Origin of the sequence: Geothermobacter hydrogeniphilus (assembly GCF_002898515.1) — a bacterium.
Taxonomy (GTDB): domain Bacteria; phylum Desulfobacterota; class Desulfuromonadia; order Desulfuromonadales; family Geothermobacteraceae; genus Geothermobacter_A.
In genome coordinates, this window is record NZ_PPFX01000037.1 from 1 (window position 1) to 25,313 (window position 25,313).

Sequence of the window (25,313 nt, forward strand, 5' to 3'; positions counted from 1 at the left end):
CCGTACGCACGGTGGTGTGGGAGGACGGCGGGGGCAACCCCGCCTCCTACCCGATTCAATTGGAAATTGACGGAATGGGAAGTGACGGGCTATACACTGAAAAGAAATTCTTCTTTACGGTCGACCACCCGGCCAGATACAACTGTGATGCGGAACCCCGGAGAGTTGATCGCCAGGTTCAGTGCCCTCCCCAGGTTGAGCGAGAAAATTCCCGATGACAGTTGCCTACAAGACATGCCGCTTACTGCTTTTAATTGCATTGGTCCCGTTTTATGTCGTTCCGGCGCAGGCCGATTTCAATCTGCACGTCCGTCTTGTCACAACGGACCCGCAGCCCGGCAACTCGCTGGCCGTCGACCAGCAGCTCTTCCTGAAGGTCGCCTATCAGAGCGATATCCCGCTGGCCTTCCGCTATGCGGCCTACCTGCACGGAGAGAAACTCGAGGCCGGTTTTTACAGCGGCCACCCGGAATTGCAGAGAGCCGGCGCAGGTGAAGCGCTGGGCTGGATCGGCTTTTCCAACGTGACCCACATCGACGAGGTGCGGGTCGAGATCCTCAATGCCGAGCGGCAGAAGATAGCCGAAATCTCGAAACCATTCACGTTTTCCTGGAAGGCGGCGGCCGGAGTCACCGGCGAACGGGTAAAACCGAACTGGGTCAAGAAGCTTGAACGTCATCAGGATTGGGTGCGGGAACGGATCTCCGATCCCTTTGAGCAGAGAAAGAAAAGTTTCGACGCGCTGCTATTCTACCTGAATTGCGCATCCATTCCCTTTTACCTGCTCCTGCAGGGCTACGCGCTGTGGAGGTTCCACGGCCGCTGGCGGGATCTGGCGACCGTACCGCTGGTTTCGTTGGTTCCGCTGGTGCTCGCCAGCCTCGTCGGTTTCGGTATGGAGCTCAGCTACTGGGTGGTCTTTATCTTTCGCGGCACCCCATTCGCCCTCGTTTACCTTTTGGCCGTCTGGCTGGCCCGTCGCCGCATGCTGAAAATCGAACGAGAACAGGCTGGACAGTAAGCTCGTGGAGGCAGCCCCGGTTTTTCCCTGCGGTCCGCAGGCGAAGCGGTAAACAATTCGGCACCATCGGTCGATAGAAGAAACAGAACCTTTCACCGATGGGAAAATTGATGCCGGATACCATGCCCCCGCAGCTTCAGCAGACTGTTCAGCCACCAGGCAGGCAACAAGCTGTCGCCGACTGCCCGTTGCCCAGCAGCGGGGAGGTGCTGGCCGGGTTCCTGATTCGTCATGGTCTGTTGACAGCCCGGCAACTGCAGTATGCGCGACGCGTCCTGGAGAAGCTGGCAACGCCGAAAACCCTGCTGCAGGTCCTGCAGGAGCTGGGCTATATCCATGATGACCAGCTGCGTCAGGTTCTGCAGCAGGACCGGGTAGGGATGCGCATCGGGGATTTGCTGGTCGAACTCGGTTACCTGCGCCAGAAGGACCTGCAGACCGCTCTTGCCAGGCAGAAAGAGTCGGGTGGGGCACGCCGACTCGGTGAAATCCTGGTCGCGGATCATTTCATCGAAGAACACAAATTCCTGGAGGTCCTCTCCTACCAGCTGGGGCTCAAGGCAATCGACCTCGATGTCGAGGAACTTGATCGTTCCCTGCTTTCGCGGGCACCGCTCAAGCTTTATCAGCAGCATCAGTTCGTACCGGTTAAAAGCGATAATGGCTGTATCCTGGTCGCCCTGGTCGATCCCCAGGACAAGGAAGACCTGGCCATGGCGCAGGACCTGTTCGGCCGGGATATCGACGTCGGTATCGCTTCGGCCAAGGCCATCGCCGAATGGCTGCAGAAATACCGTCATGTACGCGAAGTCTCTCGAACTGCATGTGATGAGCATACGGTTATCGGCCTGATCAACAAGTTGCTCGATGAGGCGGTCAAGGAGGGGGCCAGCGATATTCACATTGAGCCGCTCAAGGATCGCCTGCGGATCCGTTTCCGCTGTGACGGGGTGTTGCTGCAGCATCAGAACCTGAGCCTGGACCTGGCGGCCCCTATCACCAGCCGGCTCAAGGTGATGGCCAGGGCCAATATCACCGAACGGCGGCGTCATCAGGACGGTCGTATCCTTTACGAGAGTCCAACCACCGGGAAAACACTCGATCTGCGGGTTTCCTTCTATGTCACCATCTATGGCGAAAAGGTGGTGCTGCGTCTGCTCAACCAGAAGGGAGAACTGCTGGAGCTGAACGATATCGGCATGGCGCCGAAGATGCTCGATCGGTTCCGCTATGATGCTCTCGACCTGCCAAGCGGGGTGCTGATCGTCACCGGGCCGACCGGATCGGGAAAGACCACCACTCTCTACAGTTGTGTCAACTATCTCAACAACATGGAGACCAGTATCATCACCGCCGAGGATCCGGTCGAGTACATCGTCGACGGCATCGCCCAGTGTTCCATCAACGCCCAGATCGGCGTGACCTTCGAAGAGACCCTCCGCCACATCGTCCGCCAGGACCCGGATGTCATCATTCTCGGTGAGATCCGCGATCACTTCTCGGCTGAAACCGCCATTCAGGCCGCCCTGACCGGCCATAAGGTCCTCACCACCTTTCATACCGAAGACAGCATCGGCGGTCTGCTGCGCCTGATGAACATGGAGATCGAGGCGTTTCTTATTTCTTCTACCGTGGTCTGTGTCCTGGCCCAGCGGCTGTTGCGCCAGATCTGTTGTGAGTGTGCCGAACCCTATACCCTGACAGCAGCCGATATGCGTCATCTCGGCTATCAGCAGGCCGACCTGGCCGGGACGTCCTTCATGACCGGCAAGGGCTGTTCCCGCTGCCGCTTTACCGGTTATCACGGCCGGGTGGGGGTCTTCGAACTGCTGGTCCTCAACGAACAGGTCAAGGATGCCATTCTGCAGCGCAAGACCTCCTATGAGATTCGCCGCATCAGTGTTGAAACCAGCGGCCTGATCACCCTCTACGAGGATGGCCTGGTCAAGGCCTCGCGGGGCCTGATCTCGCTGCAGGAAGTGATGCGACTGCTGCCGCGACTTGGGAAACCGAGGGGATTGCCCGAGCTTTACCGACTGACAGGAGAACAGCGATGAGTGCCCCGTCACTGCTGGCCATGGTCGAGCAGGCCCTGGCCGCCGAGGACCTGAAACTTCCGGTCTTCAACCAGACCGCCCTGCAGCTGCAGCGGGCTCTTGGCAAAGCGGATTTCAGCGTGGAGAAATGTGCCGCCCTGATCAATCGTGATCAGGCTCTTGCCAGCGAAATCCTCAAGGAAGCCAACTCTAGTTTTTACGGTGGATTGAAGAAAGTGGTGACCATCAATGAGGCGATTGTGCGCCTCGGGGCCAGGGAGGTGCTGCGACTGACGGTGCAGGTGACCCAACGGGGACTCTACCGCTGTCGTCACAAGGGGCTCAATCTGTTGATGGAGAAGCTCTGGCGACATTCTCTCGGCTGCGCCCTGGGGGCCTATTGGCTGGCCAAAAACACCGGCTATCAGACCCTGATGCAGGAGGCCTTCCTCGGCGGTCTGCTGCACGATATCGGCCACCTGTTTCTACTCAAGGTGCTGGAAGATGTCTGTCGGGCCCAGCCGCAGACCCGGCTTTCTGAGGCGCTGGTGATGGAAGTCCTGGTCAGCATGCATGTCGAGCAGGGGTATCGCTTGATGCAGCACTGGGGGCTTCCCGACGAGTATGCCGACATCGTGCGCTACCACCATCATCCCGAACCGCCGATCGAGTCCTCTCTGCTGACGCTGGTGATGCTGGCCGACCAGGCCTGCCGCAAGCTGGGGATCTCCCTGGTCCATCATCCCGAGCTGGTGCTGGCGACCAGTCGCGAAGCGCAACTGCTCGGGGTCAAGGAAACCACTCTGGCGCAGCTCGAGATCGCCCTGGAGGACAAGTTTCCTGAATCAGTGAATTCATTGCCGGCGAATAGCACAAGTCATTGACCCGTCTGCACTTTCCAAAAAACACCAGCGAACCTTCTGGTGCGCCTCAGATTTTTGAAAATCGCATTCAGATCAAGCCCTTGCACTCTTCATCCGCCATGAACCCACAGATTCAGGAAGTTTTTCAATCAACCCGTGGCGGCTATTTCCTGATCAGTCGCGAAAGCGCTTCAGCAGATCGCCATAGGCGTCAATACGTCGATCGCGGAGAAAGGGCCAGATACGTCGAACCTGTTCACTCCGCCGCAGGTCGATTTCCACCCGCAATTCCGTTTTTTCCACGCCCGCCTCGGCCAGCAATTCTCCCTGGGGACCGCAGGCGAAGCTGTTGCCCCAGAATGTGATCCCCGGCGAACTGCCGGACGGGTCCGGCTCATGGCCGACGCGGTTGACCGCCAGCAGCGGCAGGCCGTTGGCGATCGCGTGGCCGCGCTGAACGGTGCGCCAGGCCTCCAGTTGACGCTTTTGTTCCGTTTCGTCGTCGCGCCTGTCCCAGCCGATGGCGGTCGGGTAAATCAGGATTTCGGCACCGGCCAGGGCCATCAGGCGTGCCGCTTCCGGGTACCATTGATCCCAGCAGATCAGCAGGCCGAGCTTGCCGACCGAGGTGGCAATCGGCTCAAAGCCGAGGTCGCCGGGAGTGAAATAGAATTTTTCATAATAGCCGGGGTCATCAGGAATGTGCATCTTGCGGTAACGGCCGGCGATGGTGCCGTCCCTTTCAATGACCAGGGCGGTATTGTGACAGAGCCCGGCGGCCCGCCGTTCGAACAGGGATATGACCAGTACGATATCAAGTTCCCGGGCCAGGGCGGAAAAATGGTCACTGGAGGGCCCGGGGATCGGTTCGGCGCGATCAAAGGTTTCGCTTTGCTCCTGCTGGCAGAAGTAGGGACCGCAGTGCAGCTCCGGCAACACGATCAGCCGGGCGCCCCGTCCAGCCGCCTGGCGCACGGCCTCGTCACTGATGCGGCGGGCCTCGTCAGGCGGGTCGGGACAGGGCTGCTGAATCAGGGCGACCTTGAGGGTTTTCATGGCAGCACTCCTTTCGGCAGGTGCATGGTGAGGCAGTGCAGCGAGCCGCCCTGGGTGATGAGCGGTCGTGCCTCGATGCCGATCACTTCGCGTCCCGGGTGAGCGGCGCCGATGATGTCCTTTGCCGCCTGATCGGCCGGGTCATTGTAAGTCGGGACCAGCACCGCACCGTTGATGACCAGGTAGTTGGCGTAGGTTGCCGGCAGCCTGCGGCCGTCACGGCAGATCGGCTGCGGCCAGGGAAGGGGAAGCAGGCGGTAGGGACGGCCGGCGGCGGTGCGCAGGGTGGCCAGTTCCGTGGCCATGGCCTGCAGTTCGGTATAGTGTTCGTCCCGCTGATCGTCGCAGGCGACGTGGAGGATGACATCATCCGGGGCGAACCGGGCCAGGGTGTCGATGTGGGCGTCGGTGTCGTCCCCGGCCAGTTGCCCCTGTTCGAGCCACAGCACGCGGTCGGCTCCGAATCGCGAGCAGAGCCGCGCCTGCAGTTGTTCGCGGCTGAGCTGCGGGTTGCGATTGGCACTCAGCAGGCAGCGTGAGGTGGTCAGCAGGGTGCCGCGGCCGTCACTTTCGAGGCTGCCGCCTTCGAGAATCAGGCCGTCGGTGACCAGTCCGATCGCACCGAAGCAGCCCTGGCGATGCAGCCTGCGGCTGACCTGGTTGTCGAGATCGGCAGCGAACTTCAGCCCCCAGGCATTGAAACCGAAGTCGAGCAGTTGCGGTTGTTCGCCGCGATAGATCGTCAACGGGCCGAAGTCCCGGCACCAGGTATCGTTGGTTGTCGCCCGGGCTAATCGGATAGTGTTTCGCATGATGCCGGCGTCGTCCAGTTGACGGCGCACCGAGTCCGGTTCAGGGGTGACAATAAGAAGTTTTTCCCGGTCGCTGACAGCTTTGGCGAGTTGCAGGTAGACCGGCAGGACTTCGTCCAGGGTTTCCGCCCAGTCGGTGGCGGTATGGGGCCAGGCGATCAGGATACCGTCCTGTGGTTCCCATTCCGCCGGCAGACGAATTGACATAGTGTTGCTCCGTGCGGGGATTTGTCAGCGCACTTTACAGAAATTGCATCCCGGTCGCAATTTTAAGAAAACAACAATGTTGTTGGCAAAGCAAAAAGCGCCAGCGGCAAGGCGCGCGGTTGTCAAGCAATGAGGAGTACTTACGTACGTCGAAGCAGCGAGACAAGCGCAGCAACACAGCTGCTGGTGAGTTTTTGCGACGCCATCAATTCTTCATTTCCTGTTGCGCAACCAGATCCAGACAACGGTCAGCGACAGCGCGGCCAGAATCAGCAGACTGAAACGGCCGGTCCACAGTTGCACGTTCTGCCAGCTGATTCCCGCCAGGTAGCCGACTCCAGGGTAGGCCAGCCCCCAGAGGATGGCACTGACCATGGAATAACCGGTGAAAAGAGCCGGCCTCATTCCGGCACCGCCGGCAACAAAGGGGATAAAACCGCGTACCGGGCCGAAAAAACGACCAAAGAAGACACTTTTCCCGCCATGGGCGGCGAAAAAAATTTCAGATTTGCGTACCAGGCCGAGGCGATTGGCAAGCAACCGGCTCTTCAGCATCGGTCCGGCAAACCTGGCGCCGAGCAGGTAGCTGAGCAGGTCGCCGCCGAAAGCGCCGGTGGCGGCAACGCCGACCAGGGCAAGAATGTCGCCCTTGCCGTGCAGGGCGAGAAATCCGGCGAAGACACACAGCGTGCTGCCCGGAAGCAGCAGGCCGATGGCGACCAGCGATTCACAGAACGCGATCAGGCCGATCAGCAGATAATAGAGGGCGCCGTCGGGGAGGTAGGTGAAAAAGTTTTGCAGCCAGGCTTCCATGGGTTGCGGCCATTGTTAAACAAGAAAAGGGGGCTTCGAGCTTGAGCTGGTGACCCGGACCTTATTCAAGTGGCGCGAAGGAACCGAAAACCAGTTTGAAGAGCTGCTGGTTCGGCGCGAATTGTTCCGGTACGCTGGAAAAACTGATCTGGTAGACCTGCTTCGGTGCCTGAATGAAGAGTACCTGATAGCTCCGCGCCGAGGTGTGGCCGAGGAGTTCCACGGTGGTGAAAAGGACATCCTCAAGTTTTCGTACCGCCGTACTGTTGAAGCCCGGATGGCTGAGCTGGAATCTGTTGGCCAGCGATTTTTCATCCATCGGCGTTTGCCGGGAGAGCAGGTCAACCCGAATTTCAGCCAGGTCAATATCAGGAGTCTCTTTGTCGATCGGTGACTGCCAGATGACGGCGTAGGTTGCCGGAGAACCGACGGTAGCGGGAAGAAACCGTCGTGACCAGTCATCGGGGACGGTCAGGGTGAATTCGAGGTTGGCATCGAGGTAGAGTTTCTTGTGCAGTTCCTTGCCGTCACTGCCTTTCGGGGCGGTACTGCAACTGAAGAGAAACAGTAGCAGGATGCCGGGAACAATTATTTTCACAACGGTCATGGTTTTCATTTTACAACCTGGAATCAGTCAGTTGTGTTGTCCATCGGTCAAGAACTCGCAGGTTCAGGTATAGCAGAAAAAAGGCTGTGGACATCGGCCTGGAGGATCCGGGGGTAAAAAAGAATTTCTTTGCAACTTTGTGCCTATTCGCTATTTTATTGAAAATTCAATCAATTATGAACTGTAAAATAGAAAATATCCGTACAGGCCGGAAACACGGCGGTCTGAACCGTGAAATTCTGCTGACCCTGGTTCTGCTTCTCGGCGCGGCCCTGCTGTTTGGCGGCTTTCTCTTTCTGCGCTTTGCCGAACAGAAATTTCTCGACCAGCATCTGGCGTTGCTGCTCGAAGTGAGCCGTTCAACGGCGATGGACCAGGTTCGCGATGGAAACGTTCGTCCGGTCCAGTTTCGTCTCAGTCGGCTTCAACGGGACTTCGGCGCAGAAGCCTGGTGGCTTTACGATGCCCGACTCAAGCTGGTGCAGGGATATGCCATCGAGGATGTTCCACAGGTTTCGACGATTCGCCTGCGCCGCCTGCTGCTGCAGAGAGAGGAAGCCCTGGATGTTGACTGGAATCCTCTGCCGCTGTTCACCGGGGATTGGGACGGCAGTGCCCGGGTGATTGTTCCCCTTTCGACCCAGCCTCCCGCTCGTGGTCTGTTGGTGGTGCAATATTCTCTCGCTCCCCTGCGTGAACAGATACGCCGGGCACGGCGTTGGGTTTTCCTTTACGCTTTTGGTTACGGGTTGGTCCTGGCCGCTGCCGGATTCCTGCTGATGCGCCGTAACGTGATTCAGCCGGTGAAAAACCTGCTCGCGGCGACGGAGAAAGTCACCATGGGGCAGCTCGACACGGTTCTTGCGACCGAAGGGCCGCTGGAAATTGCCCGTTTAGCCGGCAGTTTCAACCAGATGACCCGCGCCCTGGAACAGAGTCGACGGCAGACTGAGGCAACCATCCAGTCACTCAAAAGGGCCAACCAGGAGCTGGGGCAGACCCGCGATGAACTGGTGCGCAGTGAAAAACTGGCGACCGTCGGTCACCTCGCGGCGGGCATGGCCCATGAAATCGGCAATCCACTCGGTGCCCTGATGGGGTACCTGGCTCTGTTGCGACAGGACCTGCCCGTCGGGGAGTCGGCCGAAATGGCTGATTTTGCAATCCGGGAAGCTGAGAGAATTGATCGGTTGGTGCGGGATTTGCTGGACTATGCCGCACCGGGATCCTCTGATCCCGTCCCTTTCGATCCCTGGGATGCGGTTCTGGAGACGATCGAATTGCTCCAGCTGCAGGGAACGTTGAAGAATATGCGGTTGATCTATGCTGAAGATCTTGTTCTACCTTCCGTTTCCATGGATCGTCGCAAGCTTGAACAGGTGCTGGTCAACCTGCTGATCAATGCCCGCGACGCCTGCAACGGTCAAGGGATCATTCGCCTAGAGGGCGAAGTGGTGGCGGATCGGGTTATATTGCGGGTCGCGGATAACGGCTGCGGCATGAGCAGCGATGTTCAGAGCCAACTGTTCGAACCCTTTTTCACCACCAAGGCTCCTGGAAAGGGGCGGGGGCTAGGGCTGGCGGTTTGCCAGCGGGTCATGGCCGAAGCCGGTGGGGAGATCAGGGTTGAATCGGTGGAAGGTGAAGGCAGCTGTTTCTCTCTTCTGCTACCGCCTGCTGGAGATGTTGATGGTTGAAATGATCAGGCATATCCTTGTCATCGATGATGAACCCGGCATGCGTTCCATGCTGCGAATGGTTCTCGAACGGACCGGGTACCAGGTCAGCGATGCCGAAACCGGACCGGAGGGCCTTGAACTTCTGGAACGGAAAAGTTTTTCCCTGATCCTCTGTGACATTCGCATGCCGGAAATGGACGGCATGGCTTTTCTTAAGGAACTGCAACGGCGTCGGGTGGCCGCGACGGTCATCATGATGAGCGCCTACGGCAGTCTTGATACCGCTGTTGAATGTCTGAAACAGGGCGCCTACGATTACATCTCCAAACCCTTCAAGCCGGACGAAATTATTCTCACCCTGCGCAAGGCTGAAGAACGGATGCGGCTGTTGCGGGAAAACCGGCTGCTGAAAAAGGAACTCGCCCGTAACGAAACGCTGGAGGATCTGGTCTACCGGAGCTCGGTTATGGCCAACCTGGCCGAGCAGGTGGCCCAGGTGGCCGTTGCCCGTTCCCCGGTACTGGTGACCGGTGAAACGGGGACCGGCAAGGAATTGATCGCCCGGGCGCTGCATTTCTCCAGTCAGCGCAAGGACGGCCCCTTCCTGGCCGTCAACTGCAGCGCCATTGCCCCCAGTCTGCTTGAAAGTGAGCTTTTCGGTCATGCCCGCGGGGCCTTCACCGGAGCCGACAAGGCGCGTGATGGACTCTTTATCGTCGCCAGCGGAGGCACCCTGTTTCTGGATGAAATCGGCGAACTGCCCCTGGAGTTGCAGCCGAAACTGTTGCGGGTTCTTCAGGAAGGGGAAGTCCGGCGGGTTGGTGAAACCAGGCCGCGCCGGATCGATACCCGGGTGGTGGTTGCGACCGCCCGCAACCTGCAGGATGAAGTTGCCGCCGGCCGTTTTCGCAGCGACCTGTTCTTCCGTCTGGCCGTTATCGAACTGACGCTGCCGCCGTTGCGTGAACGATGTGAGGATATCCCGCTGCTGGCCGAACACTTTGTCCGGACCATTGCCTATCGTGAGCGGCGTCCCGTGCCCAAGCTGCATCCGGAGGTTATGGCCCGGCTACAGGCCTACAATTGGCCCGGCAATGTGCGTGAGCTGGAAAATTTCATCGAAAAAACGATGATTTTCTGCCGTGGGGACGAAATCAGCATTGAGGCACTTCCCTGGGAAATGCGGCGGCGGAACCGGCAGGCGTCACGGGACCTGTCGCTGAAACGAGCCGTGCGGAGACTGGAACGGGAGTATATCCACAAGGCCCTCGCCGAGACGGATGGAAACCGCACCAAAGCCGCAAAACTGTTGGAAATCAGCTTGCGCTCCCTGATGTATAAAATCAAGGAGTATCAGGAGGAGGGTTAAGGCCGGCCGGCGGCCGACAGCGGTCGGGGGGTGATTTTCAGCTTCCAGTTCTCTGTGCCCCGTTTGAGTTCGAGCAGCAGCTTTTGCCCTTCCTCCGTATTTCTGACCGTCGACAAAAAATCATCCCGGTAACGGATCTTTCGACCGTTCAGGGTCAGAATCCGGTCTCCTTTGCTGATCCCGGATTGCGCGGCGGGACTGTCGGCAAGAACTCTCGTTACCAGCAGGCCGGAACCGGAATGGTTTGTTGTGGAAACCCCTTCCATGGTTTCCGCGACCTGCAATCCCAGGGTTGCGGCAGGACGGGGCCGCTTATGCTTCAGCAGAAAAGCAATAGCCTCTGCCGGAGCGATAAAGGCCGTCCCCATGAGGGCTCCTTTCCAGGTCATCATGCCGCTCTGTATCCCGACAACTTCATTTCTGTCATTCACCCAGGCCGCTCCCGACAAGCCTTTCGGTGTCATTGCCGAGAGCAGATACACCTGGCTGTAACACTGGTTACGAGCGTTCCATTCAAAATGAGGTCGGGTTTTCGATACCATCCCCTGAAAATGGAGTTGGTGACGAAAGAGCGCGGAACCATAAGAAAAAACAGCCTGGCCGACCGTCGGTTTCCGGGATGAAATCGGCAGGTAGGGGAAGAAGTCTCCGTCTCTTGGGATCCGCAGGAGAGCCAGGTCGTAGGCCCGATCGACGGCTATGACATCGGCCTTCCGCCGTCCCGTCGCGGGGGAGGAAATTTCCACGGAATCATTTTCGGCAAGCAGGTGGGCCGCGGTGACGGCGAAGCCGGCAGGACTGGCGAACCAGCCATTGCCGATGAGTCGGCCATTGGCCAGCAGGTCGAATGAAGCAGTTTCAATAGCGGTCCTCTGCGAGGAACCCCTTGCCGTGGCGGGGCAGTTCGAGGGCAATCCTGCAAAGAGGAAAAGGAGAATAATGATCAGCCATAAAGAACGGCCGCCGGCCTGGTTGGTGCTGCGCTGAAACAAAACGGGCAAGCCTCCAAGCAAGAAGAAAATCCCGGCCGGTTGCGGGACACTCAGCATGAACCGGTTCCTGAACGAATCAGCCGGGTTTCCCTCCGGGACCAGGTATCGCAGGGTCAATCAGCAACCGCCCGTCCGGTGCTGGCCGAGGGGATACCAACCCTGGAATGTCTGACCGGTGGGGAGGAATTGTCCATGATGCAGATGTAGCCGGAATTTGAGGTGCCGTTGGGGTTGAAGCCGAAGGTCAGATCGGCGGTCCCCAGACAGTCTGCATTCCTTCGCAAGGTGATGGAAGTCGGGAAATTGTACCAGCTTGAAGGCGTAAAGGCCGAACTGTTGCTTGCCAGGTTTCCTTCGGACAACCTGAATCTCCGGTTGCTGAGCTGGACTTCGACCCGGTATTCCCTGTTGTTGGAGATAGAAAAATTTCTCGCTTTGCGAAGCGCTCCGAGCAAATCGAGACTGGCCTCCCGGTAGACCGCGTTCTGCCGCCATTGCATGAAGGACGGGGCGGCAATGGTCGTTACGATGGCCATGATCGCCATGACGACGATGAGTTCGATGAGGGAAAAGCCGGCTGCCGAGTTTTTCAAATGGATTCCTCCTGACCACGTATCATGCCGAAAGCGCAGTCTTTGTTTTCTGCTTCAGATGCTAGTACCCTGTAACTCATAGGATTTCGTAATATTGCGCCGGGATTTTCCGTGTCGACAAGGCGCGCTTTCCGCTGCATAGCCGTAGCTATGAAGCGGTGAAGCGCAACGCAGCTGACGCGGAAAATAACCAGCAAGTTGCGAAAGATTATGGGTTACATGGTACTAGTCATTCGGATCGGGAATGATGAACCGCCCTCCGGGGAAGACCGGACCCGCTTCGGTGTCGTCCCGGGGTGTTACATCCAGGCCTATTTCGTTTCCGATTTTCACGTATCTGCCCGGCAGGGTCGCGCCATTGACATCGAACAATTCTTCGCCGTTGACTGTCCAGCGATAGTCAAATGAAATCATATCGCCATCGGGATCATGAGCTTGCGGGATGACGGTGATCGGCTCTCCGGGGCGCACCCTGGGGTTTTTGAACATGACCCGGGAAATTCGGGGGGGACTGTTTTTAACTGTTGTTTTCAGAATCTTTTGTTTGTCGCCGCATTGGATACGGGCTTCAATGACCGAGTTCACTCTGAAATTATCCGGGTTCAGTCTGAACGGAGTTGTCGGTGATTTTTCCCGGTTGTCGACCAACCATTCCACATCAACATCCGTTCCGCAGCCCATGATATTGACAATCGCCGGTCTGGTGACAGTCACCGGCTGAGGCAGAAGAGTTGCCGTGAATGTGGGGCCGCCCTCGTTGCCCGAACCTGTTCCTGCCGGCAGACGCCGTGTTTTCTTGACGGTCGCATCGGCCCCTTGCGGAGCCGATGCGGTTTGCTGCCTGTCGCATCCCGAGCAGAGGATGAGAAGGCTCAGGAAGATTCCCAGTTGTACCGATCTCATCCTATTCCCTCAGCCAGTAAAGGGGCTGGTAACTGCCGCCGCTCTTGGTTTCGCTGGTACACAGACCCCCGCCGCAACCGATCAGGGCTCCGGCACTGCGATCTTCGTGGACGGTGATGACGGCGCCGGAAGGAATCCCTGCTCCCAACGTCAGAACCCGGTCGCTTCTCCTGAGGATGACCCCGGTTTTCTTCGTCGTCGCCCGGATATTGGTATTGGAAGCATACTGGTTGTCATTGTTCAAGTCGAAATTGAAGACGGCTTCTCCTGTCTTGTAGTCGACGGCGTAGACTTTGCCGATGCCGAGATTGCCGGACAGGCAGGGATCACTGGTCATCACGTTCGGCGTGAATGAGGTGAAGTATGCGACCTTGTTGTAGACCAGTGCCGGAGCGAGGATTTTTTCGCCGCTGGTCTGATCCAGTTTGACGAACCAGCCCGGATATTGCGGATTGAACAACCTTTGCAGGGTGCAGCCGGTCGAGGTGTCCGTCGGTGTACAGGTACTCAGATCCTGCGGATTCGGTTGCGGGCTCGAGGCCTGCAGGAAGTCCTGGGTCAGGTTGACCAGGTTCGCTTCGGTCATGGGGGCCAGGTTGCTGGGTCGATTCGGCTTGTAGTGATAGTCATAGACGGCATAGAGCCGGTCGGTGACCGCCTGATTGAGCGGATGAGCGCGATCGCCGGTGCCGAAATAGATACCGATGTAATTGCTCTCCTGAACGACTGAAGGCGGATAGAAGATTTTGCGCCCCTGGGTTGCCGGGGTCTCACCGCTGATCGTTGCGTCGCTCGGGTTGGCCGAGAAAATCTTTTTTCCATCCCAGTTGCCGGCGGATACCTTGCTGGAGATGTCAAACCGCCAGATATTGCCGCCGGTATCACCGGCATAGACCAGGTCGACGTAGCCGTCGAAGTTGCTGTCAATCGGTTTCAGGGCGCTGGCAAAAGAATAAGTTGGATTGTTCTGCGGGTCGGTGGCGGCCCGGGCGGAGGAGTAGACGTACTCCCACAGCTTGGTCGGAGCGGTGTTGATGCTCGGTCCGGTAGTGTTCAGGGTTGCAAGTTCCAGCAGGTAGATACCGCGTCCTCGGGGGTTGACCTGGTCTGACGTGCCGGTACTTGTAGCACTGCCGCCGTCGGCGGTCGGCAGAGTCGTCTGCGAGGTCGGCGAAGTCCCGTCGGGGAAGTGCTGGGTATTGCCGAACCTGAGATCTTCGTTGTTGTCGTAACCGGCGCCGATGAAGGCAACAACCTTGTTGGACGATCCCAGTCTGACCGTGCCGATGACCGGATCGGACCAGGTTTCTCCAAGTTCACTGAACCCGGTGGTTGTCCCGGAAAGATCCCAGAGGAATTGCGGCGCGGTCGGATTGGTGACGTCGAGTGCGAAATAATAGCCGCGATTGGCGGTGGGATCAAGAGTGTCGATACCATCACCGCGGCGCATGCCGACCAGGAGAATGACCTTGTCCTTCTGGCCATTGTCGGTGACTCCTGCCGGGTCTGTATCTGTCGCAGCCGTTTCGGGTCCAGGGCCGATGTTGCCGTCATGGTCGGCGTCATACACGTAGACCGCCGGACTGCCGTCGACGAAATACTGATGCGTGGAGCCTCCCAGGTACTTGAGGCGCGACAGGGCGGGGGGCGGGACAAAGGCCCAGAGTTCCACCCCGTCGGCATCCCGGTAGGCGTGGAGCATTCCGTCGTTGCCTCCGTAGAAGATAACGGTTTTGTTCAGGTTCGGGTCGCTCTCATTGTTGATCGTGTAGTTGTTGTAGGGCTGGATCAAGGGTTTTGAATGGAGAATATCGCCCATGATCCAGGCGCGTTTTTCGGCGGTAATGCCGTCGAGGTCCTGGTCATAACTGTCGTATCCCTGCATGTAGTCGATGATGAGGTCCCGGTCTGCTGCCGTGCTGACCGCCAGGACGGCAGGCGTCAGGCTGGTGTTGCTCTTGCTGAACAGGTTGACCGGTTGCGTCAGAACTTTGCTGGTGCCCAGGTAAGTGTATATTTTTCTCGGGTTTGCCGCCAGGTCGCGTGCCTGCAGCACGTCACCGATACCACCCTCATTGACATTGCCGCCATCCGGATTCACCGACCAGAACGAGGTGGATGTCGGCAGGAAGCGTCCGTTGGCATCGGTCGCGACCACCCCGTTCTTGTCCACCACGTCGCCGTCATGATTGATGCCGAACTTTTTCAGGTTCCCCTGCCAGTCGTTGCCGACAATGGGTTTGAAAAAGCCCAGGTAGACGCGCCGACCGCTGTAGGTCTTGTTTTCCGGGCTGGTGGGGACGACCGGAGCCACGAAGGCGCTGTTGACCTCCAGGATCTGGCCGATAATCGAGGTCAGGGCGCCGGTCAGGGTCTGATAATTGGAGGCCAGGTAGGCTTTGCCACCGCCGTTGGCGGCAGTGTCCTTCAGCAGTTGGACCGCCTGGGCGTCGGCACCGCCAAGACCGAAGCCGATGGTGAAGGTCAGGGCATTCTGGGTGCCGGGGAAGCCTGATGTGCCGGTTTCAGGGGAGAGGTCGGTATCGTGCAGGTACTTGGCGACATCGTCAAGGTAGTCGGTGCTGCCATACCATCCTCCTCCGCTCTGTTCTTTGCGGTCGCCGTCGCAGTCGCCGGCGGAGCAGATGCTTCGCAGAACCGGGTCATTATCCATGGTCGCCATGCCGTCGGTGATGATGATGATGTAATTTTCCTGGCAGCTGGCGGTAATGGGTGAGGTGTATTTGAAATTGCCGTTGAAGGCGCTGTAACCGCCCTGGAAGTAGCGCAGCGATTCAAAGAGCGTTTCTCCCAGCGGGGTCCAGCTGTTGGCCGGCAGGGTGCGGACGACGTCAATCAGGGCGTCCTCGTTGGTGATGGTGACACTGCCGCTGACGGTGTGAGTGGCGGTCATGTCCTTGACATAGGTCGTGTAGTTTTTACCGCCGACGTTCTGAGTGCGGAAACTGCCCCCCTGGCTGTAGTTGAACCCGATCAGGCCGAAATTGACGCCGTCAGTGCTGCGGATGAGGTCTTCCACGACATTGCGGGCAATCTGGTTCTTGGTTTCGCGAATGGTCGTGCAGACCTGCCCCGCGGCGCTGGTGTCCGCGGTGGTGTCAGCCGTTGGGATCTGCGCGTACTGTTCCATGCTCATGCCGGTGTCGAGGTCGGCGTTGCCGCCGGACTGATTGTACCAGACGATCCAGTTGCCGGTGGCGTACTGGTAGGTTTTATCCTCCTTCTGACAACTGCTGGTCCTTAATTTTCTTGTTCCGGTCCAGTGCCCGTTGTTGATAAGTTTATTCCGCGGGCCGCTGCAGTAGACATTGGTGACATTCGATATCTTTTCCTTCCAGTCGGAACAGGTGCCGTTGTTCCAGTTTTTCTGCTCACATTCGTAGACCGTGTTTTTTTTGCAGGTTTTGTCATAGCTGCCGTTTTCCTTTTTGCCGCAATACTTGGTGCCGGTTATCGCGGTATAATCCGAGTTCGGATTGTAGGAGCCTGTCGTCAGGGTACAGGCGTCACCGACACCGTCGCCGTTGCTGTCGGCCTGGTCAGCGTTGGGAACGGTCGGGCAGTTGTCGATGTTGTCGGTGATCCCGTCACCGTCGGTGTCGGGGTAGGTGGTGTTATTGTCGCAGGCATCACCGAGTCCGTCGCCGTCGGTGTCGGTCTGGCTGGGATTGGGGGTGTTGACGCAGTTGTCCTTGTTATCGGCGATGCCGTCACCGTCAGAGTCCGGCTCGCAGACCTGAACGTTGACCTGGTTGCCCATACTTCCCGAGGTGTCGAAAACAATCAGGACGTTCGGTTTGAGAGAGGCCGTGGTGCCTCCATAGATGGCCGTGTCGCCGATATAGGTATCCGGCTGGGCCATGGCCGTAAGGGGGAAAAAGACCAACGAGATCAGAGCTGCAAGCGTGAGTTTATTCATAACCCTCTCCATTTCGAGGTAGCGGATGCACCCGGTTTCTGCGCTCCCCGGGAGTCAGTCACGATCATTCTTTTCCGCCAGGTAATTGAGATAGTTGCCGCTGGCCCAGGTCGGAGCCTCGGCATTGCCGAGGCATCGGCCGGTATCCGACAGGTTGCCGGTCCAGGAACCCCGTTCGCGCAACGTGGTGCGCGCCTTGTCGCAGGGAATCGATGTCCAGAGCTTAGGCCGTTTTGCTCCGTACCAGAGCTGCTCTCTGTCGTCGTACTGATAGAGCCTGTCTGCCTGGTAGATGCCCGGGTAAGGAGTGGTGCTGATGTAGGCGTCGTCCCCGCCATCTTCGGTTGCCAGGCTCGGAACGGTCACCAACAGCAGGAAAAGCGGGATCAGGGCGAGGTATCTCATGGTTGGCCTCCTTCGGTATGGGCTGGCCTCATTTGGGGACAATGATGGATGTTTGTGAGCGCAGTGCGGTGCGCGATGGATTCGGTGCCGTCGCCGGTGCTATGCCGACCACCGAAATGGCGTAGTTTCGTGCGACAAAGTAGTTCACGTCCATTCCGGAGCCGACCGGCGGCGGGCTGGTGCCGATGTAGAGGACGCTGTTGCGGTCATCCGAGTTGGCACTGTACTGACTCGGTTCGAGGGCTCCGCTGCCGACGACGATACGGTCCCGGTAGAGCACCGCCGGACTGACCGTGGTGTCCTGGTCGTTGTAAAGGTCGACCACGGTGGTGTTGGTCGAAATGCCGTTGCGATAGACGTAGGTAATCGCCCTGTCGGCGGTGTAGAAGCTTTCCAGGCCGTTGCGGAAATGACCTGACAGCTGGATTTCCGTGGTTGAGGACGACATCAGGATAAGGCCGAGAACACTCATGACCGCCAGAATCGAGATGGCGGCAATCAGGGCAATGCCACGCTGATTGGCGATCGGGGACGGCTGCCCTGTCGGGATGGAGGAGAGGTTTCTTTTGCCCCCCGCCGGGGAGCTGGAACAGTTCTTGTTTTTAATGGTTGCGAAGGTGAACAACATTGCTCAGACTCCTCTGCCGGTTCTGTTGGCTTGCCTGTTTGGCGGTTGTGGAGACCAGGGTGACCCTGACTGCCGAGATATCCGCCAGCTGTGATGCCGAGGGGGTTGCAACCTCGGTTCCATCGTTCAAGATATAGTCAAACTGTAACTGGCTGATATTGTCGGCGACCACCTGTTGCCCTCCACTGTCGGCCTGTCGTGTCAGGTCGGTGCCGTTCAGGGTCCAGGTGATGCTTGACGGGTCGGGGGCGCCCGCGCCTATCCGGACGATGACATCGCCGGTATTGTATTGAATCGGTTCGGCGAGGCTGCCGAACCCGGCAATGGTGATGGTTCGGGTGCCGCTGTTGACCGACTGAACGGTCAGGGGCAGGGCGCTGTAGGGTTGCGAGCCGCTCTGGGGGCGGTAGATACGGACCGAATCGCCCGCTGAGAACCGGTCGACCATTGCGGGGACCTCGACAGTAAATGCTTCGTTACTTGTCGTGGTGGCGCTCTGCGGCACTTCGAGGCTACTGGAAATGAGGGCGAACGCCCCGGAACTTGACGCGGTATTGATGGTCAGGGTCGAAGCATCGGATCCGGCGGCGATTCCGGGCGTGTTGCGGTAAATGATGGCTCCGGCCATGCTCAGGTCACGACTGATGAAGTCCATGGCGACACGCAGATTCTGCTGACTGTCCACGACGCGGGACTGGTCGGTTGTCGTTCTCTGCATGGTGATATAGAGGGAGTAAATCGCCGCAAGAGCAATGCCTGTGATGGCGATGCCGATCAATAATTCGAGCAACGTAAAACCTGCCCGGCGATTGTCTCCTGGTTTCCGCCGACCCGAAGTTCTCATAGATTGTATCCCTTGTAACTGGTGAGTGTCATGGTGCTCCCTTGAGGCCCCTGGACATTGACAGTGATTCTGGAGATGCCCGTGATTGGAGTGTCAACGGTCACCGTCCAGGTCGCCGAATAGGTACCCCCTCCCGGCAGGGTCAGGGTGGTGGCGGCAGAATCCGGATCAAGATCCCACTGGGCTGTGCCGCTGGTTGCCAGCCTGGGGTCGTCGCTTTCCAGGGCCATGACCCCTTCCATGACGCTCTGGGCGGTTGTCCCCAGCGTGGTGCGGATATTTGACCCGTTGTTGAACGATATCGCCCGTAATTGCAGACCGGCGACGCCCAGCAGGCCGATGGCAAAAATGGTCAGAGCGACAAGGACTTCCAGGAGGGTGAAGCCGTACTGACTCGTCATTGCGGGTTTCGCCATGGCTCGCTCCCTTCCCGGTGTCCGGTGGGGCATCGTTGCCGCATCCACGGCAGCCCCGGACAGCGTTTCTTCGTGTGCCTGTCTGTCGTTTCGAGTTGTTGTCAGCCAGTTGCCGTTCACGGTTGCAGACCCCTGTTTGTAGAGACTCGAGAAATGTGTTCACGCGGATTGCCTGATTGCTCCGACGTATTATGAAACTCTTCTAAGCATGAATTGTGCCAGCTTGCCGGGTGTTGTAAAAATGCGATGTTAGCTTGTTTGCATCAAGCGTTGCTGTTGCCTGACTGCAAAAATTGCAGATATGGTTTATGCAAAGCTTGCATTTGAATGAGAGATGGTTGATTTTATAGCCAATGAGAAGATCGTCAAAACAAAAAACGGATTATGGCCGCAGGGTGTTGATGTGGCTGACGGACAACCCGGGTGCTCACGCGGCGGGAGAAATTGGTCGCCAGGTCGGTGTCAGACGGCATGAAAGGCGCCATTTTCTCGCTCTGCTGGCCGATCTGGCCGACCGCGGCCTGCTGGAGCGTCTCAAGGGAGATCGCTATCGCCTGGCGGCACGCAAGCGTCTGGAAGGGGTCTTGTCCCTGCATCGGGACGGCTATGGTTTTCTGCAGGTTGACAATGTCGACCAGCCGGATGTTTTTCTCCCGGCGCGGGAGTTGCGCGAGACGATGGCAGGGGATCGGTTGGCGGTGGTCGCCTGGCGCGACAGTCGCGGTCGTTACGAGGGGCGGGTGGAGCGGATCCTTGCTCGGGCCCACAGCGAACTGGTCGGTGTTTATCAGCGCGGGCGACGAGAAAACCTGGTTGTTCCTCTCGGGAAAGATCCGGTTCCGCCGCTGGTGATTCCACGCGGCGAAGGGTTGCAGGCAGCCCCCGGCCAGGTGGTGATCGCCGCTATCCGGGTCTACCCGCAAGGCGGTCAGCCGCCGCGCGGTCGGATCATGCGCATCCTCGGGGATCTTCATGACCCCGAAGTCGAATTGCTGGTGGCCGCTCACCGCTTCAACCTGCCCCATCAGTTCAGTCCCGAGGCGCTGGCGGTCGCCGAGTCGGTGCCGCAGGCGGTGGCCGAAGAGGACTGTGCCGGCCGCCGGGATCTGCGGCAGCTACCGTTTGTGACCATCGACGGAGCGACGGCGCGTGATTTCGATGACGCGGTCTGCGTCGAGGAGACCGCGGACGGCTATCTGCTGCGTGTCGCCATTGCCGATGTTGCCCACTACGTGCGGCCCGGAACACCTCTTGACCGCGACGCCCGTGAGCGTGGTACCAGCGTCTATTTTCCCGGTCGCTGTCTGCCGATGCTGCCGGAAACTCTGAGCAACGGTATCTGCTCACTCAATCCCGGGGTCGACCGCCTGGTGCTGGTTGCCGAAATGGGCTTTTCCGTCGACGGCCGGCCGCAACGGGCCGGTTTTTATCGTGCGGTCATCCGCAGTGCTGCGCGACTGACTTATCGTCAGGTCCAGAAGGCCATCGACGGCGAACTCCCGTCGCGACAGGAGGGACTGGAACAGCTGCCCGCCATGGTGCATCTCGCTGAAGTCCTCCATCGACAGCGGGTGGAGCAGGGAAGCCTCGATCTCGACCTGCCCGAAGCCGAGGTGGTTCTCGATCTGCGCGGTCGTCCGGAGGCGATTATACGCAGCGAGCGGCTGTTCGCGCATCGCATCATCGAGGAGTTCATGCTGGCGGCCAACCAGGCCGTGGCCGGTTTTCTGGAAGAGCGGAGGGTCGCCTTCCCCTACCGCATTCACGAGCCGCCCGCGCAGGAGAAAATCCTCAGCCTGCAGCATTACCTGGCCCACTTCGGTCTTGGCCTCAACCTCTCTCCGGACGGTCCCGCCCCGGGAGATTTTCATGATCTGCTCAGGCAGGCTGATGATCCGGTGACCGCCCGGATCATCAATCAGGCCCTGTTGCAGGCGATGAAACAGGCACGCTACGCGGTTGACAATGCCGGTCATTTCGGACTCGGCATGGAGTGTTACTGCCACTTCACCTCGCCGATCCGGCGTTACCCGGACCTGCTCGTACACCGTGTCCTGCATCGTGAAATCACCCGCGACCGGGGAGAAGAAACGGCTTGCGGTCCGGTCCCCAGGCGCAGCACCCTCGAAACCCTCTGTGAGCAGCTCTCCCGTGCCGAACGGCGTGCCATGGAGGCGGAACGGGACCAGGTGCAGCTGAAAAAATGCCAGTACATGGAGAAGAAGATCGGTGACACCTTTCACGGTGTGGTTGCATCGGTGCGGTCCTTCGGCATGTTTATCGAACTTGAAGAGGTTTTTGTTGAAGGATTGCTGCATGTCAGCGCTCTTGAGGATGACCTGTATCATTTTGAGGAAGATTTACAACGCCTGGTCGGCTATAATCGCCACAGGATTTTTCAGGTGGGAGACCATCTTGAAATTCGCGTGGCCCGGGTTGATCAGGAGGCCCGACAGATCGATTTTGTCCTGCGGGAAACCCCATGAGAATCATTCGCCAGCTTGATGAATGCTGTCCCCCCCTTGAGCGGGGTGTTGTGACCATCGGCAATTTCGACGGGGTCCATCTCGGGCATCGGGAAATCTTCCGGCGCGTGGTTCGTCGCGCCCGGGAGTTGAACGGCCTGGCGACGGTCCTGACCTTTGTTCCCCATCCTCTCAAGGTTCTGACACCGGAACGCGCTCCGCGCCTGCTCAACACCTATGCCGAAAAAGAACGCCTGATCGCTGCTTCCTGCATTGATGTTCTGGCCGCCATTCCCTTCGACTGTGAGATGGCCGAGATGCCCCCGGAGGACTTCGTCAGAGAAATTCTGGTCGGCCGGCTCGGCATCTGTCACCTGATTGTCGGTTACGACTACGCTTTCGGACGCAATCGTGAAGGCGATGTTGATTTTCTGCGCCGGGCGGGGAAACAGGCCGGTTTTACCGTTGAGATGCTGGAGCCGATCCGGCGTGGCGAGGAGGTCTTCAGCTCGACGCTGGTGCGCCGGCGACTGGCGGCCGGGGATGTCGCCGGTACCGTGGCCCTGCTCGGACGGCATTTCAATCTCGAAGGGCGCGTCATCCATGGCGCCAGTCGCGGCAGATCGCTCGGCTTTCCGACCGCTAATCTGCTGACCGACAAGGAGGTCCTGCCCCGTCCCGGCGTCTACGCGGTCAAGGTCAGGCTGGATGAACGGATTTTCGATGGTGTGATGAATATCGGTTTCAACCCGACCTTCGGGACCGAGAGGATCTCTCTGGAAGTCCATCTGCTCGATTTTTCAGCTGATATATACGACCGGTCGCTGCGGGTCTATTTTGTCGAACGATTGCGCGAAGAGATGGTTTTCTCCTCAGTGGATGACCTGATTGTCCAGATCCGCAGGGATGTCGACCGGGCGCGGCAGCTTCTCGCCGGCCGGGAGGTGATCGTTTATCGCGACTACCTCGACTGCGGCCTTGAGAAGGGGGCCTGAGGTGAGCGGGCTGACCGGCAAAACCAGGGTCCTGGGTATCTTCGGTGATCCGGTGTCGCATTCCCTGTCTCCCGCCATGCAGAATGCCGCTTTGCAGCAGGCGGGGGTCGATGCCATCTATGTTCCCTTTCACGTGACGCCCGAACAACTGTCGCGGGCGGTTGACGGGTTGCGGGCCCTGCAGGTCTGGGGGGTCAATGTCACCATCCCCCACAAGGAGGCGATCTGCCCGCTGCTCGACGAAGTCGATGCCGACGCCGCCCTGATCGGGGCGGTCAATACGGTGGTGCAGCGGTCCGGCCGGCTGGTTGGCTACAATACCGACGGCGACGGTCTGGTCGCCTCGCTGCAGACCGATTTGCAATTTGATCCGCGTGGCCGACGTATTCTGCTGCTCGGTGCCGGTGGAACGAGCCGGTCCGTTGCGGTCGCCCTGGCGCGGGCCGGGGCCGAGCGGATCACCATCGCCAATCGAACCTGCAGCCGGGCGCGACAATTGGCGGCAGATTTCACCACAGTGCTTCCGGGCACATCCTTTGCAGCAATCGGACTTGAAGGGTCGGATCTGGTCGTCGCGGTTGCCGAGTGCGACCTGGTGGTGAACAGTACCTCCATCGGCCTGCAGGGTGAGGACTTTGCAGGGTTCCCCTGGCAATACCTGTCGTCGGAGACCCGCTGCTACGATATCGTCTATCGTCGCGGCGGCACCCCCTGGCTGCTTCGGGCCGGACAACAGGGTTGTCGCTGCGCCGACGGCCTCGGCATGCTGGCGGCCCAGGGAGAGCTGGCGTTCAGAATCTGGACCGGCCAGAGTCCGCCATCCGGCGTGATGAAGTGTCGGCTTTTGGCAGAAGTTGCAACAAGTTAGGCTTCTGACGGCTGGTTGACACCCTTTTGGGTGTTATATAAGATGAACAGCACTTGCAAATGAGACCTTTTCGGGGGGAGTGGCCTGAGAATGACCAGTAACCGGCTCGGCGAACTGCTGGTTCGCAATAACCTGATCGATGACGCCCAGCTCGCCAAGGCGCTTGAAGAGCAGAAAACCAGCGGTGGTCGACTCGGTGCCAGCCTGATCAAGCTCGGCTTCATCAAAGAAGAGGAGCTGGCCGCTTTCCTTTCCCGTCAGTATGGCGTTCCATCCATCAATCTGGCCGAATTTGAAATCGATTCAGCCGTCATCAAGCTGATTCCCGCCGAAGTCGCCCAGAAATATCAGATCGTTCCGATCAACCGCGCCGGCGCCACGCTCATCATTGCCATGAGCGATCCCTCCAATATCTTCGCCATCGACGACATCAAGTTCATGACCGGCTACAACGTCGAAGTTGTGGTCGCGCCGGAACAGTCGATCAAGGAGGCCATCGACAGGTACTATGACCAGAGCGCTTCCTTCGATGACGTTATGGGTGACCTGGAGGACATCGACCTGGAAGTCATCGACGATGAGGACGATGTCGATGTCGGCGAGCTGGAAAAGGCCAGTGAAGACGCTCCGGTTGTCAAGCTGGTCAACCTGATCCTGACCGATGCCATCAAGCGCGGGGCCTCAGATATCCATATCGAGCCTTACGAGAAATCGTTCCGTGTTCGTTATCGGATCGACGGCGTGCTTTACGAGGTGATGAAGCCGCCGATGAAGCTGAAAAACGCCATCACCTCGCGGCTCAAGATCATGTCCGAGATGGATATCGCTGAGCGGCGCCTGCCGCAGGACGGGCGGATCAAGATCAAGCTGCCCGGCGGCAAGGATATGGACTACCGGGTCAATTGTCTGCCGACCCTGTTCGGCGAGAAGGTCTGTCTGCGGCTGCTCGACAAGTCGAACCTGCAGCTTGACATGACCAAGCTCGGCTACGAGGAGAACGCCCTCAAGTGGTTCAAGGAACAGATCCACAAGCCTTTCGGCATGGTCCTGGTGACCGGCCCGACCGGGTCCGGCAAGACGGTGTCGCTCTATTCGGCCCTGGCGGAGCTTAATAAATCAACCGAAAATATTTCCACTGCCGAGGACCCGGTTGAATTCAACTTCGCCGGCATCAACCAGGTGCAGATGCACGAGGAGATCGGCCTCAATTTTGCGTCCGCCCTGCGCGCCTTTCTGCGACAGGATCCCGATATCATCATGATCGGCGAAATCCGGGATTTTGAGACCGCGGAGATCGGAGTCAAGGCGGCACTGACCGGCCACCTGGTGCTGTCAACTCTGCATACCAACGATGCCCCGAGTACCATCAACCGGTTGCTCAACATGGGGATCGAGCCGTTCCTGGTCGCCTCGGCGGTCAACCTGATCACCGCCCAGCGCCTTGGTCGCCGGGTCTGCTCCAACTGCAAGGAGCCGGAAGATATCCCCAAGGAAGCGTTGATTGAGGCCGGACTACCAGCAAACCGGCTTGATGAGGTGGTCTGCTACAAGGGCCGGGGCTGTTCCAACTGCAATGATACCGGCTACAAGGGACGGGTCGGAATCTACCAGGTGATGCCGATGTTCGAGGATATCCGCGAGATGGTGCTGGCCGGGGCCAACACCGCGGAAATCAAGCGGGAATCGATGCGCCTCGGTGTCAAGACCATGCGCCAGGCGGCTCTGACCAAGCTGGAGGAGGGGATGCTCTCCTTTGAAGAGGTGGTGCGCTGCACCGTTGCCGACGATTGATCTGTCTGTG

At 58.8% G+C, this 25,313-nt stretch carries 22 protein-coding genes; 10 read left to right on the forward strand and 12 right to left on the reverse strand.

Annotated elements, in window-relative coordinates:
- The 4 genes from C2E25_RS17900 to C2E25_RS13630 all read left to right on the forward strand — a co-directional run.
- Nucleotides 1–218, forward strand: a 218-nt coding sequence (locus C2E25_RS17900; RefSeq protein WP_233189434.1) for a hypothetical protein, incomplete at its 5' end; no start/stop codon positions are given.
- A complete protein-coding gene (locus tag C2E25_RS13620) occupies nucleotides 215–1,021 on the forward strand; it encodes a hypothetical protein (protein ID WP_146032979.1) in 807 nt (268 codons plus the stop codon). The genes C2E25_RS17900 and C2E25_RS13620, both read left to right, overlap by 4 nt.
- 110 nt (nucleotides 1,022–1,131) lie before the next feature.
- A complete protein-coding gene (locus tag C2E25_RS13625; protein WP_233189435.1) occupies nucleotides 1,132–3,078 on the forward strand; it encodes a GspE/PulE family protein in 1,947 nt (648 codons plus the stop codon).
- Nucleotides 3,075–3,941: an HDOD domain-containing protein gene (locus C2E25_RS13630; RefSeq protein WP_103116283.1), complete on the forward strand. Its 867-nt coding sequence runs from the start codon at nucleotides 3,075–3,077 to the stop codon at nucleotides 3,939–3,941. The genes C2E25_RS13625 and C2E25_RS13630 overlap by 4 nt, the downstream gene beginning before the upstream one ends.
- Before the next feature lie 153 nt (nucleotides 3,942–4,094).
- Here C2E25_RS13630 and C2E25_RS13635 read toward each other — a convergent pair whose 3' ends face one another.
- The 4 genes from C2E25_RS13635 to C2E25_RS13650 all read right to left on the reverse strand — a co-directional run bounded on the left by C2E25_RS13635 (nucleotide 4,095) and on the right by C2E25_RS13650 (nucleotide 7,424).
- Complete coding sequence (locus C2E25_RS13635; RefSeq protein ID WP_103116284.1) at nucleotides 4,095–4,976, reverse strand: carbon-nitrogen hydrolase; 882 nt, start codon at nucleotides 4,974–4,976, stop codon at nucleotides 4,095–4,097.
- The gene (locus tag C2E25_RS13640) at nucleotides 4,973–5,995 is read right to left on the reverse strand and encodes an agmatine deiminase family protein (protein ID WP_103116285.1); all 1,023 of its coding nucleotides are present in this window, start codon (nucleotides 5,993–5,995) and stop codon (nucleotides 4,973–4,975) included. Before C2E25_RS13640 ends, C2E25_RS13635 begins: the two co-directional genes overlap by 4 nt.
- Nucleotides 5,996–6,208: 213 nt before the next feature.
- Nucleotides 6,209–6,808, reverse strand: coding sequence for a DedA family protein (locus C2E25_RS13645; protein ID WP_103116286.1), 600 nt, complete (start codon nucleotides 6,806–6,808; stop codon nucleotides 6,209–6,211).
- A 61-nt stretch (nucleotides 6,809–6,869) separates the two neighbouring features.
- Complete coding sequence (locus C2E25_RS13650; protein WP_103116287.1) at nucleotides 6,870–7,424, reverse strand: hypothetical protein; 555 nt, start codon at nucleotides 7,422–7,424, stop codon at nucleotides 6,870–6,872.
- Between the two features lie 167 nt (nucleotides 7,425–7,591).
- Here C2E25_RS13650 and C2E25_RS13655 point away from each other — a divergent pair, with 167 nt between their 5' ends.
- Together C2E25_RS13655 and C2E25_RS13660 are read left to right on the forward strand one after the other, a co-directional pair.
- Nucleotides 7,592–9,112 (forward strand): sensor histidine kinase, encoded by a 1,521-nt coding sequence (locus C2E25_RS13655; RefSeq protein ID WP_103116288.1) that lies wholly within the window; start codon nucleotides 7,592–7,594, stop codon nucleotides 9,110–9,112.
- Nucleotides 9,105–10,463, forward strand: coding sequence for a sigma-54-dependent transcriptional regulator (locus C2E25_RS13660; protein ID WP_233189436.1), 1,359 nt, complete (start codon nucleotides 9,105–9,107; stop codon nucleotides 10,461–10,463). The genes C2E25_RS13655 and C2E25_RS13660 overlap by 8 nt, the downstream gene beginning before the upstream one ends.
- Here C2E25_RS13660 and C2E25_RS13665 read toward each other — a convergent pair.
- From C2E25_RS13665 to C2E25_RS13700, 8 genes are all read right to left on the reverse strand, one after another.
- Nucleotides 10,460–11,455 carry a S1C family serine protease gene (locus tag C2E25_RS13665; protein WP_158247268.1) on the reverse strand — a complete coding sequence of 332 codons (996 nt, stop codon included), beginning with the start codon at nucleotides 11,453–11,455 and terminating at the stop codon, nucleotides 10,460–10,462. The two genes, C2E25_RS13660 and C2E25_RS13665, sit on opposite strands and share 4 nt — an antisense overlap.
- A 113-nt stretch (nucleotides 11,456–11,568) precedes the next feature.
- Nucleotides 11,569–12,048: a prepilin-type N-terminal cleavage/methylation domain-containing protein gene (locus tag C2E25_RS13670; RefSeq protein WP_158247269.1), complete on the reverse strand. Its 480-nt coding sequence runs from the start codon at nucleotides 12,046–12,048 to the stop codon at nucleotides 11,569–11,571.
- A 225-nt stretch (nucleotides 12,049–12,273) separates the two neighbouring features.
- Nucleotides 12,274–12,951: a hypothetical protein gene (locus C2E25_RS13675; RefSeq protein ID WP_103116291.1), complete on the reverse strand. Its 678-nt coding sequence runs from the start codon at nucleotides 12,949–12,951 to the stop codon at nucleotides 12,274–12,276.
- A 1-nt stretch (nucleotide 12,952) separates the two neighbouring features.
- Nucleotides 12,953–16,891, reverse strand: a complete 3,939-nt coding sequence (locus tag C2E25_RS13680) for a PilC/PilY family type IV pilus protein (protein ID WP_158247270.1) — start codon at nucleotides 16,889–16,891, stop codon at nucleotides 12,953–12,955.
- A 54-nt stretch (nucleotides 16,892–16,945) separates the two neighbouring features.
- Nucleotides 16,946–17,296: a hypothetical protein gene (locus C2E25_RS13685; protein ID WP_103116293.1), complete on the reverse strand. Its 351-nt coding sequence runs from the start codon at nucleotides 17,294–17,296 to the stop codon at nucleotides 16,946–16,948.
- Between the two features lie 28 nt (nucleotides 17,297–17,324).
- On the reverse strand, nucleotides 17,325–17,924 hold the full coding sequence (locus C2E25_RS13690; RefSeq protein ID WP_103116294.1) for a PilX N-terminal domain-containing pilus assembly protein: 600 nt from the start codon (nucleotides 17,922–17,924) through the stop codon (nucleotides 17,325–17,327).
- Nucleotides 17,899–18,768 carry a PilW family protein gene (locus C2E25_RS13695; protein WP_103116295.1) on the reverse strand — a complete coding sequence of 290 codons (870 nt, stop codon included), beginning with the start codon at nucleotides 18,766–18,768 and terminating at the stop codon, nucleotides 17,899–17,901. The genes C2E25_RS13690 and C2E25_RS13695 overlap by 26 nt, the downstream gene beginning before the upstream one ends.
- A complete protein-coding gene (locus C2E25_RS13700) occupies nucleotides 18,765–19,184 on the reverse strand; it encodes a type IV pilus modification PilV family protein (protein ID WP_158247272.1) in 420 nt (139 codons plus the stop codon). Before C2E25_RS13700 ends, C2E25_RS13695 begins: the two co-directional genes overlap by 4 nt.
- Before the next feature lie 401 nt (nucleotides 19,185–19,585).
- On the opposite strand from C2E25_RS13700, the gene rnr reads away from it, so the two are divergent.
- From rnr to pilB, 4 genes are all read left to right on the forward strand, one after another.
- Nucleotides 19,586–21,670 carry a ribonuclease R gene (rnr, locus tag C2E25_RS13705; protein ID WP_158247273.1) on the forward strand — a complete coding sequence of 695 codons (2,085 nt, stop codon included), beginning with the start codon at nucleotides 19,586–19,588 and terminating at the stop codon, nucleotides 21,668–21,670.
- Nucleotides 21,667–22,644, forward strand: a complete 978-nt coding sequence (locus C2E25_RS13710) for a bifunctional riboflavin kinase/FAD synthetase (RefSeq protein ID WP_103116298.1) — start codon at nucleotides 21,667–21,669, stop codon at nucleotides 22,642–22,644. The genes rnr and C2E25_RS13710 overlap by 4 nt, the downstream gene beginning before the upstream one ends.
- A 1-nt stretch (nucleotide 22,645) precedes the next feature.
- Entirely contained in the window at nucleotides 22,646–23,512 is an 867-nt protein-coding gene (aroE, locus tag C2E25_RS13715; protein ID WP_103116299.1) for a shikimate dehydrogenase, read from the forward strand.
- Between the two features lie 90 nt (nucleotides 23,513–23,602).
- Nucleotides 23,603–25,303: a type IV-A pilus assembly ATPase PilB gene (pilB, locus tag C2E25_RS13720; RefSeq protein WP_103116300.1), complete on the forward strand. Its 1,701-nt coding sequence runs from the start codon at nucleotides 23,603–23,605 to the stop codon at nucleotides 25,301–25,303.
- The last annotated feature ends 10 nt before the right edge of the window (nucleotides 25,304–25,313 follow it).

Excerpts from the sequence above, each read along its gene's own strand:
- C2E25_RS13620 (WP_146032979.1), top strand. The coding sequence starts at position 215 with ATGACAGTTGCCTACAAGACATGCCGCTTACTGCTTTTAATTGCATTG.
- C2E25_RS13625 (WP_233189435.1), top strand. The coding sequence starts at position 1,132 with ATGCCGGATACCATGCCCCCGCAGCTTCAGCAGACTGTTCAGCCACCA.
- C2E25_RS13630 (WP_103116283.1), top strand. The coding sequence starts at position 3,075 with ATGAGTGCCCCGTCACTGCTGGCCATGGTCGAGCAGGCCCTGGCCGCC.
- C2E25_RS13635 (WP_103116284.1), bottom strand. The coding sequence starts at position 4,976 with ATGAAAACCCTCAAGGTCGCCCTGATTCAGCAGCCCTGTCCCGACCCG.
- C2E25_RS13640 (WP_103116285.1), bottom strand. The coding sequence starts at position 5,995 with ATGTCAATTCGTCTGCCGGCGGAATGGGAACCACAGGACGGTATCCTG.
- C2E25_RS13645 (WP_103116286.1), bottom strand. The coding sequence starts at position 6,808 with ATGGAAGCCTGGCTGCAAAACTTTTTCACCTACCTCCCCGACGGCGCC.
- C2E25_RS13650 (WP_103116287.1), bottom strand. The coding sequence starts at position 7,424 with ATGAAAACCATGACCGTTGTGAAAATAATTGTTCCCGGCATCCTGCTA.
- C2E25_RS13655 (WP_103116288.1), top strand. The coding sequence starts at position 7,592 with ATGAACTGTAAAATAGAAAATATCCGTACAGGCCGGAAACACGGCGGT.
- C2E25_RS13660 (WP_233189436.1), top strand. The coding sequence starts at position 9,105 with ATGGTTGAAATGATCAGGCATATCCTTGTCATCGATGATGAACCCGGC.
- C2E25_RS13675 (WP_103116291.1), bottom strand. The coding sequence starts at position 12,951 with ATGAGATCGGTACAACTGGGAATCTTCCTGAGCCTTCTCATCCTCTGC.
- C2E25_RS13680 (WP_158247270.1), bottom strand. The coding sequence starts at position 16,891 with ATGAATAAACTCACGCTTGCAGCTCTGATCTCGTTGGTCTTTTTCCCC.
- C2E25_RS13685 (WP_103116293.1), bottom strand. The coding sequence starts at position 17,296 with ATGAGATACCTCGCCCTGATCCCGCTTTTCCTGCTGTTGGTGACCGTT.
- C2E25_RS13690 (WP_103116294.1), bottom strand. The coding sequence starts at position 17,924 with ATGTTGTTCACCTTCGCAACCATTAAAAACAAGAACTGTTCCAGCTCC.
- C2E25_RS13695 (WP_103116295.1), bottom strand. The coding sequence starts at position 18,768 with ATGAGAACTTCGGGTCGGCGGAAACCAGGAGACAATCGCCGGGCAGGT.
- C2E25_RS13700 (WP_158247272.1), bottom strand. The coding sequence starts at position 19,184 with ATGGCGAAACCCGCAATGACGAGTCAGTACGGCTTCACCCTCCTGGAA.
- rnr (WP_158247273.1), top strand. The coding sequence starts at position 19,586 with ATGTGGCTGACGGACAACCCGGGTGCTCACGCGGCGGGAGAAATTGGT.
- C2E25_RS13710 (WP_103116298.1), top strand. The coding sequence starts at position 21,667 with ATGAGAATCATTCGCCAGCTTGATGAATGCTGTCCCCCCCTTGAGCGG.
- pilB (WP_103116300.1), top strand. The coding sequence starts at position 23,603 with ATGACCAGTAACCGGCTCGGCGAACTGCTGGTTCGCAATAACCTGATC.